A 15,458-nucleotide genomic window follows, 5' to 3' on the forward strand; every position below is an offset into this window, starting at 1 on the left:
TGGAAGCGTGAAGAACTCCCATCATCGCAGGCCACAGGGCACTTCCTCGTTTCCGGAGAAGCTATCCACAGGCATCAAGCCGGTGGATTCGGGCTGAGGGTCCACGCACCGCTCCGCGATCGGGAACCGTCGGCGAAACTCCGAATTCCGCCGACCGCCCCCAGCGGCTACGGACGGGCCTCGTCACGCCCTGCGCCGAAGGGAGGCCGCGCAGCTCCGGTCCCGGTCGAGGTTCGGTCATGCGCCACGCGCTGTCTCCGCATGCTCGGCAGGGGTGGGCGACGGCATGTTGTGCGGGAATCCGATACGGAGAACGAAGGCGGTCAACGCCGCTCCCATGACGACGACCGCCGCCAGGAAGAGAGCCTGGTGGTAGCTGTGGCGAAGGAGAGGGGTCGCCACCAACGGGCCGAGGATCTGCCCGACCGAATACCCGGCGGTCAGGAGGGCCACGGCGCGCGGGACCCGTAGGTGCGTACCCGTGGCCAGTGCCAGGGTGCTGACCCCGATGAAGGTGGATCCGAACAGCACCGCGCTGATGAGTGCGGCTGAGACCCCGCCCACCAGCGCGGGCAGTGCGATGCCCACGGCCTGCACGGCCAGGGCGGCCAGCAACAGGTCCGGGCGGGACCAGCGGCGCCCCAGCCAGGCCCACAAGGCTGCGGAGGGTACGGCCGCCAGACCGACCAGAACCCATGCACCGCTGCCGATCCAGCCGGGGGAGCTCTGCTCGATCGCCGCGACGAGGAAGGTACCCGCGATGATGTAGCCGATTCCCTCCAGCGTGTAGGACGCGAACAGGGCGGTGAACCATCGGTGCGTTCGCGGCCCGGCTGTGCTCTTTTCCTGGGCCGCAGCGGCATGGACCGTCAGAGGAACGGGTTCGGGACGCAGACCCCAGGCGGGGACGGTGAGTACTGCGGCCAGCGCGGCGGAGGCCCACCACGCGGCCCGCCAGTCACCGACATTGCGGAGGAAAAGGACCAGCAGGCCGGACAGTGCGATACCGGCCCCGACGCCACCGAACGCCCAGCCGGGAAGGTGGGCCGGCTGGTCGCGCAGGCGGCTCAACAGGGAACTGGCGGCGATCACGAAGATCATCGCGCTGAACGCTCCCGCACCGAAGCGGAGCAGCACCCAGAGGGCGGTGCTGTGGGTCAGCGGCATGGCGGCCAGGCTGGCGACCAACGCGATCAGGCAGCCGCGTAGCACGGACGAAGAACGGCCGAGCCGCGGAAGAAACGTACCGGTAAGGGCCCCGGCCAGGTATCCGACGTAGTTCGCGGTCGCCAGGTTCGCTCCCGCTCCGGCCGAGAGTCCGGCCTGCGCGTGCATCAGCGGGAGAATGGGGGTGTAGACGAAGCGGCCGACACCCATTCCTGTGGCGAGTGCCGCTGCGGCTTGCCCGACGTGCACCCAGGGTGAGCGCATGGCGCCTGCGGGAGCGGAGATCGCACCCGGCGGGGCACCTGCGACAGCTCCCGAGTCGACGCCGGACAACGTGAAGTTGTTGTTTCGCGCACTTCCCATGGCGACCAGTCTGCGGCCACCGCCACGGGAGGCACCAGGACCGGCATCCTCACTGGTGGGACCTCGAACCTCCCACAGACGGCGAGCCGCGGCAGACGCCGCGTGCCGAGTCGCCCCACGGGGATGAGGATCACGGCCCCCCGGACCGCCGACCGGTGGTGATGCGGCTCGACGGTCACCGACGGGCGTCGGCTCGATAGCCGTCCGCCGAGAGTCCGGCCCCCCTGCAAGCGGACGACAGACAGATGATTGACTCTGCACACGTATCAAGTTTGCGACACATATCTCGCCGGCGGGAACACTCCCCTCGGTCACGACTGCTTTACCCCCGCCCCTTCCGCCAGGCCGACGACACGACGCGTCACCTGTTTGACGAGTGACTTGCGTTGTGGAACAGTCATCGCTCAGTCGCACCACGGTGACTGGACACAACCATCACGGGCGCCTGTACACACACTTGAGAACCGCACGACGGAGATGTCACATGATCAACAGGCGTACTTTCACCCAGGCCGTGGGCCTCGGCACGGGAGCGGCGGCGGTGTCGCTGACTGGTCTGCAAGGCGTTTCGGCAGCTTCTTCGGCCACTTCCCCCACGGGACCCGCGACGCCGACGGTCCCCGCCCTGGCCCCCGGCACCCACACCTCCTTCTCCAAGCTCAAGCAGGTACGGGCCGGAGTGCTGGACGTGGGATACGCCGAGGTCGGTCCCGCGCACGGGCCCGTCGTCATCTGCCTCCACGGCTGGCCCTACGACATCCACAGCTTCGTCGATGTCGCCCCCCTGCTCGCCGACCAGGGCTACCGGGTCATCGTGCCGTACCTCCGGGGCCACGGTTCCACCCGTTTCCTCTCCTCCCGTACGTTCCGCAATGCCCAGCAGTCCGCGATCGCCCTTGACATCATCGCCCTCATGGACGCCCTCAAGATCGAGAAGGCCCTGCTGGCCGGCTTCGACTGGGGCTCCCGCACCGCGGACATCGTCGCGGCCCTCTGGCCGGAGAGGGTCAAGGCCCTGGTCTCGGTGAGCGGGTATCTCATCACCAACGTCGAGGCACAGAAGATGCCGCTGCCCCCGAAGGCGGAGCATGCCTGGTGGTACCAGTACTACTTCGCCACGGAGCGCGGCCGTCTCGCGATGGAGGACCGCACCGGCCGCCACGACATGGGCCGGCTCGTGTGGGACACCGTCTCCCCCACCTGGGACTTCGACGACGCCACGTTCGAGCGCACGGCCGCCGCGTTCGAGAACCCCGACTACGCCGCGATCGTCATCCACAACTACCGCTGGCGGCTGGGCCTGGCTGACGGCGAGCCGCGTTTCGACCGGTACGAGAGGCAGCTTGCCACCCGGCCCGTCATCGGGGTGCCCACCATCACCCTCGACGCCGAGCGCGACCCCTTCACCGCACCCGGTGACGGCGCCTCGTACCGCGACCGGTTCACGGGCAGGTACGCCCACCGTACGCTCACCGGCATCGGCCACAACCTGCCGCAGGAGGCGCCCACCGCCTTCGCCCAGGCGGTCGTCGACGTCGACCGCTTCTGACCCCGACGGGCTGCCTTTCCGCGCCCTCCCGGCTGCTGGATGCAGGTGCCGTGCGCACGGCCGGCCCCGACGTTGACTGTCACCACACACACGTCGACGTTTCATCAGCAGTGACGAACACACAACAAGGACTCACGTCCCACCCCTTCGGAACGTCTCGTCCCCCGGACGCATCCACGAACGACACAAGGCCCCCGCCGGCTGGAACCGGCGGGGGCCTGTCGACGTGGATGGCACAGTCCCTCTCGGCGCGCCCTGGGCACCCGGCGGCCGTCCGTGCGGCATGAACCAACGCCTTGTCGCGGCAGCGATCGGCGAACCGGTCGCCTGATGGCGAGCATCCACCGCGGCGAGGGGTCGAGCGCGGTCCCTGCGGCCCCGCGCGGCAAGGCTGCGGACCGAATTCGTCAGTCGTTCTTGGACACCTGATAGTGAGCGATGTACCACTCACCTTTGACACGTGTGAGCACGATACTGAGGACGACGGTGATGGTCGGCCGGTCCACGAACGAGAAGTCGACGCTCAGATAGCCGAGCAGGACGTCCTCGGAAAGCAGCCGGGTTTCGAGCACCTTGTATTCCGCTTTCAGCCCCAGGGGCTGCGATTCGTAATACTTGGCAACACCCGGACGGCCGACGCTGTAAGGATGCAGTCCCTGGAAGATCGCGTCCTCGGTGAAGTACGAGGCCACCTTCTCCGGCTCGTGGGCGTCGACGGCCGCTTTCCATCCGTCCATGACTCCGCGCAGGGCGGTTCGCTGTGCTTCTGCACTCTCCATCAGGAGTTCCTCATCTCGCTCAGGTTCACTCTGCCCACGGCTTTGCCGCAGTTGACGTCACGGCGCGGGACGGCGCCGCGCTGCGATGCTCAGACCGTGTGGCCCGGATCGTTGGGATGCGACTGCAGGGGGGTGATCACCGCATTCATCCAAGGCCACAGGGGAAGGCTTCCGAGGACCTGCTCACGCAACTCCGACTCGTCCTCGGCACGCCAAACGCCGATGCTGCGAAGTTCTCCCACCGGACGCCACAGGCGAAACAGGCGCCCTTCCGCCGCGAGCTCGGCTGCCCGTGTGGACTCGACGGCGCGACGGCGGTCGACCTCTGCCGGGTCGGTGCCCTCCGGCACCGTAGTGGTGAGCTCGACCAGGAATTCCTTCATGATGTCTTCCTTTCTTGGCTCCCCAGGGGCGCACTGCCGCGCCCCGTCCGGGAGGACACCGTTTGCTGCCACGGACATCAGCCCGGCCCGATACACATATCGTCATCCTCACGGCGCCGACCTGCGAGGTGGACGCATTCCGACGTGACGCATCGGGGCGGATCCGGTGACGACGGGGTGCCGCGCGGGCCCCGCCCACGCGGCGCCCGCGCGTCCGAAACTGTGCTTCGGGGGCCACGGAACCGCCGGGCGGTGCCAACAGGTGGACTATCAGGCAGCGGCCTTGATCGCGGCGGCTATCCGAATGACGCGCTCCGCCTGGATAACAGCGGCGGTGCGGGTGATGTCATCGACCGGCTTGCTGCCCTGGCCGTCGACGTGCGAGGTGCCGTAGGGGTTGCCGTCCACGAACTTGTGCGGCTGGGTGAAGCCCGGCGTCACGGTGAGGCCGCCGAAGTGGTGCACCGAGTTGTAGAGCGCGAGGAGCGTACCCTCCTGCCCGGCGTGAGCCGTGGCGGAGGAGACGAAGCCGCTGTAGACCTTGTCGGCGAGCTTGCCTTCGGCCCACAGACCGCCGAGCGTGTCGATGAACTGCTTCAGCTGCGCGGATACGTTACCGAAGCGGGTCGGCGTACCGAAGATGACAGCGTCGGCCCACTCGACGTCCGCGGGGGTGGCCTCGGGGACCTGCGCGGTGGCGGCGTGGTTGGCGGCCCAGGCCGGGTTCGACTCGATGGCCGCCTGCGGGGCCAGCTCGGCGACCTTTTGGAGCCGGACCTCGGCGCCGGCCTTGACGCCGGCGTCGTGGAGTTCCTTGGCGATCTCGGTGATCGTGCCGGTGGACGAGTAGTAGATGACCGCGAGCTTGACGGGGGTAGCCATGGGAGTTGCTCCGTTCAGAGGGGGTTTGTGGCGAAGGCCGATCAGCTCGACCTGGATTCGAATATAGACGACCGGTCGTCTTGCGTCAATCGCGCCCGGCCCGTGACGCGCGGCACGCTGGTTCGATCGGCCTCATGGCGCCACCAAGAGAGAGCCTGAGCGGCCTGCTCATGCGATACGGAGCACGTCCACCCGCAATGCGCGGCAACCGGGTCGCGCCGCTCTCCCGGGCCGCCGCAGAAAGGGCCGGCACAGAGCGTGGCCGCTTGGCCACCAGCAGATTCGCCCTGCGACCCGCTCCCCAAGGAGTAGGTCGCGGGGCGAAACGCGCCGGGTGGGCCTTGGACGCGCTAGCGCAGAACCACGTCGAAGACGGTGTGGAAGAACGCGTCCACGGGCGCTGCGGACTTGTCCGCACGGGCCGCGATCAGCGTCCCCTCCCACGCGCTGAGGATGAACAGCGCGGTGGCGTCCACGTCCAGGTCGGCGTCCACGTCACCCGCCTCTTTCGCCTCCGCGAGCACCTGCCCGAGCCGGGCCGCCCACTGCGCGAAACCGTTTCCGACCGCGGTCCGGATCTCCTCGTTGTGGTCGGCGACCTCGGCACCGAAGTTGCCCACCAGGCAGCCTCGGACGAACCCGTTGTCCACGGTGTCCCTGCTCAGGAACTCGAAGTGCGCCCGCAGGCGCTCGAGCGGAGGCCGGCCCGGCGTCGTGAGCAGATCGAATCGCAAGGTGGCGGCGTACCGGCTCAAAGCCTCCAGAGCACCCGCTTCCTTACTGGGGAAGTGGTTGTAGAACGAGCCCTTGGGCACCCCAGCGGCCGTGGTGATGTCGCTGATACCCGTGGCGTTGAAGCCACGCTCGTGGAACTGCTCAAAGGCCGCCTGCGCGATCTGTTCACGCTTCGATGCTCGCCCCAACTCACTCGCCTCCTCGTACGACTGCCGGCCGCCCTGCGATACTCCACCGCGCCACCCGGCTCCGCACCGCAGGACCAGTACAGGCACGGTAGCGAGTCCTGAGGCTGCGGCATATCAAAACGACTGACCATATTCTACCGATCCGAGCTCTTTCCGGGCGTCCAGCGCGGCGCGCTCCTGCCGCACCGACGCGCGCACCCTTCCTCTGGCGCGGCCCCCGCAGAGCGTGGAGAGCACAGCCGGCCGCGCCGCTCCGCACGGGCGGACCACGCCGAGCACGGGCAATGCGGCACCCCTTCACCTTCACCGCCCGGGAAGCGCCCGCCATGGGTTAGGGTGTTTTAAGTCGACCGGTCATTTTAGTCGGCGGGCTTCACCTTGCCCCGAAGCCCCGCCCCCCTCGCGGACGCGATGAGCAACGAAGCCATCGCTCCCGGACCGGCCTTTCCCTCCCCTCTTCCGCACGCCGAACGACACCCAGGAGAAGTCATGTCCACATACCGAGCCTTCGAGGCCACAGGCGTCCACAACCTCCAGCTGGTGGAGCGCGAGCTGGTCGACCCCGCACCGGGACAGGTACGCATTCGTGTGGAGGCCTGCGGGATCTGCCACACCGACGTACTCGCCATCGAAGGTCTGCGCAGCGACCCCTCCCAGCCCCTGGTTCCCGGGCACGAGATCGTCGGCGTGATCGACGCCGTCGGTGCCGGCGTCACCGCCTGGCAGCCCGGCGAGCGGGTCGGTGTCGGCTTCCTGAACGGTCAGTGCGGGGAGTGCGAGCCGTGCCGCCGCGGTGACTTCGTGAACTGCTTCAACCAGGAGCAGACGGGCACCACCGTCGACGGCGGTTACGCGGAGGTGGCCTACGCCCGCGCCAGCGGCCTGGTCCGTGTCCCCGAGGGAATCTCGGCGATCGACGCCGCACCGCTGCTGTGTGCCGGCCTGACCACCTTCATCGCGCTCCAGCAGGGTCCCACGAGGGCAGGCGCCCTCGTCGCGGTGCAGGGCATCGGCGGGCTGGGACACGTGGCCGTGCAGTACGCACGCAGCCTCGGCTACCGCGTCGTCGCCATAGCCCGCGGGAAGGACAAGGAAGCCTACGCCCGGCAGCTGGGCGCCCACGTCTACATCGACAGCAACAGCACGGACCCCGGGGCCGCACTGAGCGAGCTGGGCGGTGCGTCCATCATCGTCGCCACGGCCACCAGCGGTGCCTCCATGAACCCGCTGGTCCGCGGACTCGCCCCGAACGGCAAGCTGGTCGTGGTCGGTGCGGCTCCCGACCCGCTGACCATCGCTACCCCCGACCTGATCTTCGGTACGCGTTCGGTCGTCGGCAGCCTGACCGGTACCTCCATCGAGAACGAGGACAACCTCGCGTTCAGCCTCGCCCATGGCATCCGCCCCAGCGTCGAGGTCATGCCCTTCGCCCAGGCGCCCGAAGCCTACGAGCGCATGCTGTCGGGTGAGGCCCGCTTCCGCGTCGTGCTGGACGCCGCAGCCTGAGACAGCGGTGGCGCCGGGCGGCAGGTGCCGCCCGGCACCACATCCGGACCTCTCGTGACGTGTACCGGCCACTGGTGGCCGCCACGTGCGCGTGGCCGGCCTCATCCGCCCGGACGAGGCGACGACGCGCGCGAACGCATCACTCGGCCGCCCTCGGCAGTAGGGTGCCGATCGTGTGCGCGACCGGCACGAGGCGATCCCGTTCGCCGGGCAATCCGCCTGCCGCGCGGGAATCATGGACGTACAACGCACACGAAGCAGACGAGAGCGCGAACGTGAGGGTGCACATGACGACCACCGAACTGGCAAGGCAGACCTGCGCGGTAACCGTATTGGGAGGCCCGACAGCCGTCATCGACATGGGAGGTCTGCGCATCGTCAGTGATCCGACGTTCGACGAGCCCGGCCCCCACGGCTATCTCACCAAGACGACCGGCCCGGCCGTCAGCGAGGGTGCCCTCGGTTCCGTCGACCTGGTACTCGTCAGCCATGACCTGCACCCCGACAATTTCGACGATCGCGGGCGCACGTTCGCCGGGAGCGCGCCACTGGTCCTCTCCGGCCCCCTCTCGGCCGGGCGGATCGGTCCGCCTGCGATCGGTCTGGCTCCGTGGTCCAGCCACTCCGTGCGACGGAGGGACGGACGTGGGGAACTCGACATCCTCGCGGTGCCGGCGGTGCACGGCCCGGAGGACGGCGAGCGGGACGCCGACGGCTTCGTCAACTGCGAGGTCACCGGATTCGTCCTGTCCGGCCAGGGGCTGCCGACGCTCTACATCAGCGGCGACAACGCCTCCATCCGCACCGTGGTGGAAGTATCCCGGCGCGTTCCGGACATCGGTGCGGCGCTGCTGCACGCGGGAGCGGCGCGAGTCCCCGCCAAGTTCGGCGGTCGCCCTCTCTCCATGGACAGCAGGCGGACCGCGGCGGCCGCGGCCGTCCTGGACGCGAAGCTCGTCGTGCCGGCGCACTACGACGGCTGGACACATTTCTCCGAAGGACTGTCCGACATCGAGCTGGCCTTCGACGAGGCCGGTCTGTCGTCGATGCTTCGCGTGGCGGCACACGGAACCTGGGTGAATCTGCGCTCCTGACGCAGCCCACCATCGTCACAAGGGACCTGGCACCCCCAGGCTCCTCCTTGACAGAACAATTAGTCTTGTTCTTTACTTGGCTTGTAATTCAGCATCCAGCCTCCGCCGGGCCGGCATCGGGTCCGTACCCCTTCACTGTCAGTTCGAACGAGAGCCCTCCCCATGACCAGTCAGGCGCCCCCACCTGCGGGTGGGCATCCGATCACGCTCGGTCTCGACACCTTCGGTGATGTCTCCGACGACTCCGAGGGACGACCGCTCTCACACGGCCAGTCGATCCGCAACCTCGTCGACGAGGGAATACTCGCGGACACGACGGGGCTCGACCACTTCGCCGTGGGCGAACACCACACCGACTGGATGCCCATATCCGCGGCGGACGTGATCCTCGGAGCCATCGCTTCGAGGACCTCTCGTATACGGCTCGGATCTGGCGTGACCGTCATAAGTTCGGACGACCCCGTCCGGGTCTACCAGCGTTACGCGACGCTCGACGCGGTATCGAACGGTCGCGCCGAGGTCATTCTCGGCAGGGGCTCGAGCACGGAGTCGTTCCCTCTGTTCGGCTACGACCTGGCCGACTACGAGGTCCTGTTCGAGGAGAAGGTGAACCTGTTCGCCGAACTCCGCAAGGAACAGCCCGTCACGTGGACGGGCAGAACCCGGCCCCCGCTCGACGACCAGCCTGTCTATCCGCACAGTGAGAACGGCGCGATCCCGACGTGGATCGGCGTAGGCGGGAATCCGCAGTCCGTGGTGCGCGCGGCCCGTTACGGGTTCCCGCTCATGCTCGCCATCATCGGTGGCCCGACGTCGCGGTTCGCCCCCCTCGGGCAGCTCTTCCGCGAAGCTCTCGGCCGGTTCGACATGCCGGACCGGCCCATCGGCGTGCACAGTCCCGGGCATGTGGCCGAGACCGACGAACAAGCGATCGACGAATTCTGGCCCCACTACGAGAAGGCCGTCCGTGAGATGGCGCAGCAACGGGGTTTCCGCCCCCCGGCTTTCGAGCACTTCATGGCCGATGTCGGTCCGGGAGGCGCCCTCTACGTCGGCTCGCCGGAGACGGTGGCGCAAAAGATCGTCACCACCCTCCGGGAGCTCCACGCGAGTCGTTTCGACCTCAAGTACGGAATGCAGGGGCTTTCGCACGAGGCTCGCATGACCACCATCGAACTCTTCGGCAACGAGGTGGCTCCGCGGGTCCGGAAGCAGCTGGCCTCGTGAGGCACGCCATTCGGCCTTCGCCGGTACATCGCTGTACCTCGGAATCGACCGACCGCGCGGGTCCGGTGAGTCCGGTGCGCTCGCCGCTTCGATCCGCGACGGCGTTCCTCTCACCGGTGTGTCGGCGGCCGCACCGGCGGGCGACGGATGCGTGGCCGCCCGTCCCCGCGTCGCCCTCGGCCCCCGGGGCAGGCAGTGGACAAGTCGCGGACGCGGGAGGGGGTGCCAGGTGAAGGACGGCCACGGGACCAGGGACGCGACGGTGCGCTATTCCATCCTCGGCACGGTACGGGCGATGCGCGGGGACAGCGAGCTCGATGTGGGACCTCCCAAGCGGCTGGCGTTGCTGTCACTCCTGCTGCTGCGCGCGCCCGGTCCCGTTTCTCTGAGCGACGCCGTGGACGTCCTGTGGGACGACGAGCCGCCGGCCAGCGCCGTGAACGTGGTGCACCGCCACATCGGCGCACTGCGGAGGATACTGGAACCTGGCCTGCGCAGCCGGACCGACGCGGAACACCTGTCACGGGCCGCCGACGGCTACCGCCTTCTGGCCGACACGTCGACCTCCGACCTCCTGCGCTTCCGCGATCTTCGTGCACGAGCCCGGCTCGCAGCGCAGAGCGGCGATCCCGCACAAGCCGCGACGGACTTCATCGAGGCTCTCCGGCTGTGGCGCAGTCCCGTGGTCGCCGACGGCACACCCGTGGCATGGCATCCGGTATTCACGTCCGTCGGGCACGAATTCGTCGCGACGGCCAAGGAGGCGACCGACGTCGTTCTGCGCGCCGCACCGGCGTTGACGGAGGAGGTCCTGTCCGTCCTGCGATCCGCCGTCGAGGATCACCCGTTCGACGAAGCGATCCACACCCGCATCATCGCGGCCCTGGCCGCCACCGGCCGCCAGGCCGAGGCCCTGAAACAGTTCGAGGGCATCCGCCGCACACTCGCCGATGAACTGGGCGTCGAGCCCGGCCCCGCTCTGCGCGCCGCGAGGCGGCACTTCCTGCAGCACGGATGTGCTCAGCGCACGAAAGAGCGAGCTCAACGGGCGAAGCCACCGCAGGTTCCACCGCATCTGCCCGCGAACCCCACCGCTTTCGTGGGCCGCCATGAGGTGTCCGACCGGATTCTGGACCTCGTACCGAAGGGCTCCGGGAGCGAGGCACCGGCGGCAGCCGTCGCGATCTGCGGAATGGCCGGAGTGGGAAAGACGACGTTGGCCGTGCGCTGTGCTCACCTGGCCGCAGACCGCTTTCCGGACGGACAGATCTACGTGGATCTGCGGGGGCACCATCCCGACGGGCACCGCCTGGACTCGGCACAGGCCATGACCGCGGTACTGGACGCGCTGGGGGTCGGGCGGGGCGGGGGTGACCTGGATGCCGCCGCGCTCGGCTCCGTCTACCGAAGTGCGCTGGCGGGCCGCCGTCTGCTCCTGGTCCTGGACGACGCGGCGAACTGCGAGCAGGTGCGGCTTCTGCTGCCGACGACCCCGGGCTCCCTTGCTGTGGTCACCAGCCGCAGAAAGCTGGATGGGCTCGCCGTCACTCACTACGCCGAGCTTCTCAGTCTCGACCCCATGCCTCCGCGGGAAAGCATGCAACTGCTCGAGCGCCGCCTCGGCGCCGCCCGGATCAGGGCCGAGCGGGCTCCCGCCGACGAGATCGTCGAACTGTGCGGGGGGCTGCCGTTGGCGCTGGCCGTGGTCGGGACCCGCGCGCTCACGGGACCTCGGCCCTCCCTCACCACGCTTGCGGCCGAACTACGCGACGGGCTTGTCGCCTTGTTCAGCGGCGACTCCCGGACGGATGCCCGAAGTGTGTTCCAGCGCTCGTACGAGGAGCTAAGCGTGGGTGGGGCGCATCTGTTCCGAGCACTGAGTCAGCACCCCTCACGCGAGATCACTCTCAGGGCAGCCGCCAGCCTCGCAGACACCGACTTGCTCGTCACACGCAAGAACCTGGCCGAACTGGCCGACCACCATCTGCTCGTCGAACATGCCCCGGGGCGCTACACCTGCCACGAACTGCTGCGCGCCTTCGCGGACGACCTGAGCTCGGCGCTGGACGCGAGCACCACCCGTTCCGAGACCCGCGCCAGAATGTTCGAGCACTACGTGTACAGCGCCGACGCCGCGACCGCCCTGCTGGCACCGCACCGCAGGACGCTGATCCTGCCGCCACCTCGTCCGGGCGTCCACCCCCAAGAATTCCGGGGACGCGCCGACGCGGCGGAATGGGTGAGCGCCCAGCGTCACCTGCTGCCTGCGCTCGTCCGCGCCCTGGAACACTATCCCCGGGCAGGAGCGTTCCAGAGGCAGCTCACCTCGACGATGGAGATGGCTCTCCGCCCGAACCTCGGGTGACGCTCGGCGACGATCGCACCGGGTGGCGGCCGGGGCCGGAGCGGAGCAGGTACGCTCCGGCGAGCCCGGCCGACGACCGGCCCCGATACCGCTAAGCCGCCGGCTGGTCCGCCCACGCCTGCTCCAGGGCGCGGGTGAAGGACGCGGGCGACTGGACACCGTTGACGCCGTAACGTCCGCCGAGAACGAAGAAGGGCACGCCACTCACACCCACCTCTGTGGCGCGTCGCTCATCGGCTCGCACCTCATCGGCGAACCGCTTGGGGTCGGCGAGCACCTCCCGCACCTCGGACTCGTCCAGTCCCGCCTCGACGGCCAGATCCACCACGGTCTCGTGGTCGTAGACGGAGCGCTCCTCCGCGAAGTTGGCCCTGAACGCGAGATCCAGGAACTTGCCCTGCAGACCACGGGTCCTGGCGTAGTGACCGAGGCGGTGCAGGTCGAAGGTGTTCCCGAAGACGCGTCCGCCGATGCGGAACTCCAGGCCCACCGCGTTCGCCATGGCGGCCGCCTGGTGCTCCCGGTCGACCTGCTGCTTGTGGGTACGCCCGTACTGTGCCGCGACCGCGTCGATGATCGGCACGGTGCCGTTCTCAGCCCGCGGGTTGAGCTCGAACGACCGGTGCACCACCTCTACCCGGTCACGATGTGCGAAGTCGGCGAGCCCCTTGTTGAAGTGCTCCCGGCCGACGTAGCACCACGGGCAGGCGACATCGGTCCACATTTCGACACGCATGATTTGATCTCCTGGTCTTCGAGGGCTGCGGTCCCTGCGGAATCCGCTGCTGGTGAGGCGCCCGGTCGCCTGAGCGCGACGAGTGACGCCTGCTGTACGGCCGGCTCTTGTCGGCGACCTACGTCCAGAACAATAGACGACCGGCCGTCTTGTCTGTGAACGCTCGACACCCCGCTCCCATTCCGGAAGCATTCCGCGGGTATCCGCCCAGCGCGGTCGCGTCACGCCGGGAGTGCGTCGACGCCGCAGTCCGGAGAGCTCCTCCGTCAACGACCGAGAGCCCGCAACGAGCGGCATCCTGCGGCGGGCGGTGCGTCGACGGGCCCAGGCAGCGGGCGAGACCACGGAGCACCCCGCACGCGGCGCACCGGCGGCCCCGCTTGAGGCGTGCCTATTGTGCGCCCCACACACACGAAATCTACGCTTTTCTTACACATCGTGCGGGTTCGGAGCTGCCAGGACCCGACCCTTGAACCAAAAAGCCCTCGTCAGGCGTGCAATGAGGGGCGCCCTCCGCACACGAGTGGCACCGCATCTCTGATCACGAGCAGCCAGCACCAGTGGAAAGAAGTGAGTTGATCATGGCCATGGGCACGACCACGCGACGGGCCGTCATCATCGGCGGGGGGGTATGCCGGAATACGCCTGGCCCGCCAGCTGGACGCTGACGTCGACGTCACGTTGATCGACCTCAAGGACGCGTTCTTCCACCGCGTCGCCTCACTGCGGGCAAGCACCGACGAGAACTGGACGTACGCCCCCTTCATTCCGTACGACTCCCTCCTGGCCAACGGCCGTGTCGTACGGAACAAGGCCGTTGGCATAGCGACGGCGGAGCGTCAGGTGGTTCTCGCGACGGGGCACCGAGTGCCGTACGACGTACTGGTGCTCGCGACCGGCGCCGACTACCAGGAGCCCGCACGCTTCACGGGACACACCGTCGAGGAGGCGGCGTTCTCCTTCCGGAACCACCAGCGCCGCGCCGCGGAGGCGCGCAGCATGCTGGTCATCGGGGGTGGCCCCTCGGGGGTGGAACTGACGGCGGAACTGCGCAAGGCCAACCCCGGTGCCACCGTGACCCTCGCACACTCCGGCCCCAGACTGCTCTCGAACCACGGCACCGGCCGGATGGGCCGGCGAGCGAAGTCCTGGCTGGAGCAGCACGACGTGAGGGTCCTGCTCGACACCGTAGTCTCTTCCGCCGGTGGCGTCGGCATGCAGTTGCGTGACCAGACCGGCACCCCTTTCGGCGCCGATGTGGTGTTCTGGACGACGGGTACCACCCCCAACACCCTGTGGCTCCGGCTCGCGGGCCTGGGAGCATGGCTCGACGAGAGCGGCCACATCGCGGTGGACACGCACCTGCGGGTGCTGGGACAGCGGGACGTCTTCGCGATCGGTGACGTCAACAACGTCTCTGAGGCAAAACTCAGCCCCTCCGCCATCGCGCAGGGCGAGGCGGCCGCTCACAACATCCGCACGTACCTGGACAACAGCAAGCACGGGGGCAGTCCGCGCCCTTACAAACCGGCGCCGATGCGCATCTTCTCCGTACCCTTCGGGTCCGAGGGCGGCACCACGCTGCTGCCGACGCTCGGACGCGACGCCCTCGTGCTCGGCAACCGGGCGACGGCCGCGCTGAAGAGCAGGACTCTGGCGGTGCCCGCCATGCAGAAGCTGCTGGGCCGCACCGAGGCGTAGCACACAGGGCGGCACAGGGCGTCTTCGCGGCCCGAACAGCCCCCGGCCGTCGGACGACCACGACCTGCCGACCGGTCAGGAGCGGTACGCCAGGCCCCGTCCTCGCGCGAGGACTCCTGCCCAGCGGCCGTCGCCCTTCACGTCCTTACGGGGAGGCCACCGCCCGACTCGCCATCGCCGTCGGCTGACGCCCGGCAACCACCACGACCCCAAGGCGTGGGACCCGTCCGGCGCGCGATGGCCGCTGTCGGCCCCACGGTCATCGCGGACGCGTTGCCGTCGCCAAGGCGCTCAGTCGAGGCAGAACTCGTTTCCTTCGATGTCCTGCATCAGGATGCACGACTCGTTGTCGTCATCGGCAAGCAGCGTTCGCACGTGTACCGCACCGAGCGCGACCAGTCGTGCGCATTCGGCTTCCAGCGCGGCAAGGCGTTCTTCACCCACGAGTCCGGTGCCGGCGCGCACGTCGAGATGCACCCGGTTCTTGACGATCTTCCCTTCGGGCACACGCTGGAAGAGCAGGCGCGGGCCCGCACCCGAGGGATCGCTGCATGCGAAGTAGATGACCTGATCCTCGGGCGGCAGCGAGTGGTGGTAGTTCTCCCAACTGGCGAACCCCTTCGGGATCGGCGGTACGACGTACCCCAGCACCTCACACCAGAACCCGGCGAGGCCGGCGGGTTCTGCACAGTCGAAGGTGACCTGGACCTGCCTGATCGGTGACATCGACGCACCGTAGCAGAGGCCCTGTTGCTCCGTCTCCCGGTTTGAAGCCACATGCTG

At 68.6% G+C, this 15,458-nt stretch carries 12 protein-coding genes and 1 pseudogene; 6 read left to right on the top strand and 7 right to left on the bottom strand.

Annotated features, from left to right (window positions below):
- Positions 1-237: 237 nt before the first annotated feature.
- Positions 238-1,377 (bottom strand): YbfB/YjiJ family MFS transporter, encoded by a 1,140-nt coding sequence (locus ACFU5K_RS24730; protein WP_384065425.1) that lies wholly within the window; start codon positions 1,375-1,377, stop codon positions 238-240.
- 637 nt (positions 1,378-2,014) lie between these two features.
- Here ACFU5K_RS24730 and ACFU5K_RS24735 point away from each other — a divergent pair.
- Positions 2,015-3,079: an alpha/beta fold hydrolase gene (locus ACFU5K_RS24735; protein WP_384065374.1), complete on the top strand. Its 1,065-nt coding sequence runs from the start codon at positions 2,015-2,017 to the stop codon at positions 3,077-3,079.
- A 407-nt stretch (positions 3,080-3,486) separates the two neighbouring features.
- Here ACFU5K_RS24735 and ACFU5K_RS24740 read toward each other — a convergent pair whose 3' ends face one another.
- From ACFU5K_RS24740 to ACFU5K_RS24755, 4 genes are all read right to left on the bottom strand, one after another.
- A complete protein-coding gene (locus tag ACFU5K_RS24740) occupies positions 3,487-3,858 on the bottom strand; it encodes an SgcJ/EcaC family oxidoreductase (protein WP_384065377.1) in 372 nt (123 codons plus the stop codon).
- An 89-nt stretch (positions 3,859-3,947) separates the two neighbouring features.
- Complete coding sequence (locus tag ACFU5K_RS24745; RefSeq protein WP_384065379.1) at positions 3,948-4,241, bottom strand: muconolactone Delta-isomerase family protein; 294 nt, start codon at positions 4,239-4,241, stop codon at positions 3,948-3,950.
- 270 nt (positions 4,242-4,511) lie between these two features.
- Positions 4,512-5,123, bottom strand: a complete 612-nt coding sequence (gene wrbA, locus ACFU5K_RS24750) for an NAD(P)H:quinone oxidoreductase (protein WP_384065381.1) — start codon at positions 5,121-5,123, stop codon at positions 4,512-4,514.
- A gap of 350 nt (positions 5,124-5,473) precedes the next feature.
- Positions 5,474-6,133, bottom strand: a complete 660-nt coding sequence (locus ACFU5K_RS24755) for a TetR family transcriptional regulator C-terminal domain-containing protein (RefSeq protein WP_384065383.1) — start codon at positions 6,131-6,133, stop codon at positions 5,474-5,476.
- A 402-nt stretch (positions 6,134-6,535) separates the two neighbouring features.
- Here ACFU5K_RS24755 and ACFU5K_RS24760 point away from each other — a divergent pair, with 402 nt between their 5' ends.
- From ACFU5K_RS24760 to ACFU5K_RS24775, 4 genes are all read left to right on the top strand, one after another.
- Positions 6,536-7,552 carry an alcohol dehydrogenase catalytic domain-containing protein gene (locus tag ACFU5K_RS24760; RefSeq protein WP_384065385.1) on the top strand — a complete coding sequence of 339 codons (1,017 nt, stop codon included), beginning with the start codon at positions 6,536-6,538 and terminating at the stop codon, positions 7,550-7,552.
- 287 nt (positions 7,553-7,839) lie between these two features.
- The gene (locus ACFU5K_RS24765) at positions 7,840-8,646 is read left to right on the top strand and encodes an MBL fold metallo-hydrolase (RefSeq protein ID WP_384065387.1); all 807 of its coding nucleotides are present in this window, start codon (positions 7,840-7,842) and stop codon (positions 8,644-8,646) included.
- 162 nt (positions 8,647-8,808) lie between these two features.
- Positions 8,809-9,873, top strand: a complete 1,065-nt coding sequence (locus ACFU5K_RS24770) for an LLM class flavin-dependent oxidoreductase (protein ID WP_384065388.1) — start codon at positions 8,809-8,811, stop codon at positions 9,871-9,873.
- A gap of 229 nt (positions 9,874-10,102) precedes the next feature.
- A complete protein-coding gene (locus ACFU5K_RS24775) occupies positions 10,103-12,238 on the top strand; it encodes a BTAD domain-containing putative transcriptional regulator (RefSeq protein WP_384065390.1) in 2,136 nt (711 codons plus the stop codon).
- Positions 12,239-12,329: 91 nt separating this feature from the next.
- Here the strand turns inward: ACFU5K_RS24775 and ACFU5K_RS24780 are convergent, their stop codons facing one another.
- Positions 12,330-12,974 carry a DsbA family oxidoreductase gene (locus ACFU5K_RS24780; protein WP_384065392.1) on the bottom strand — a complete coding sequence of 215 codons (645 nt, stop codon included), beginning with the start codon at positions 12,972-12,974 and terminating at the stop codon, positions 12,330-12,332.
- A 636-nt stretch (positions 12,975-13,610) separates the two neighbouring features.
- Here ACFU5K_RS24780 and ACFU5K_RS24785 point away from each other — a divergent pair.
- A pseudogene (locus ACFU5K_RS24785) lies at positions 13,611-14,675 on the top strand (NAD(P)/FAD-dependent oxidoreductase); the annotation flags it as partial.
- A gap of 291 nt (positions 14,676-14,966) precedes the next feature.
- Here ACFU5K_RS24785 and ACFU5K_RS24790 read toward each other — a convergent pair.
- The gene (locus tag ACFU5K_RS24790) at positions 14,967-15,401 is read right to left on the bottom strand and encodes a VOC family protein (RefSeq protein ID WP_384065394.1); all 435 of its coding nucleotides are present in this window, start codon (positions 15,399-15,401) and stop codon (positions 14,967-14,969) included.
- Between the last annotated feature and the right edge of the window lie 57 nt (positions 15,402-15,458).

Source organism: Streptomyces sp. NPDC057428, from assembly GCF_042803195.1.
Classification (GTDB): Bacteria; Actinomycetota; Actinomycetes; order Streptomycetales; family Streptomycetaceae; genus Streptomyces.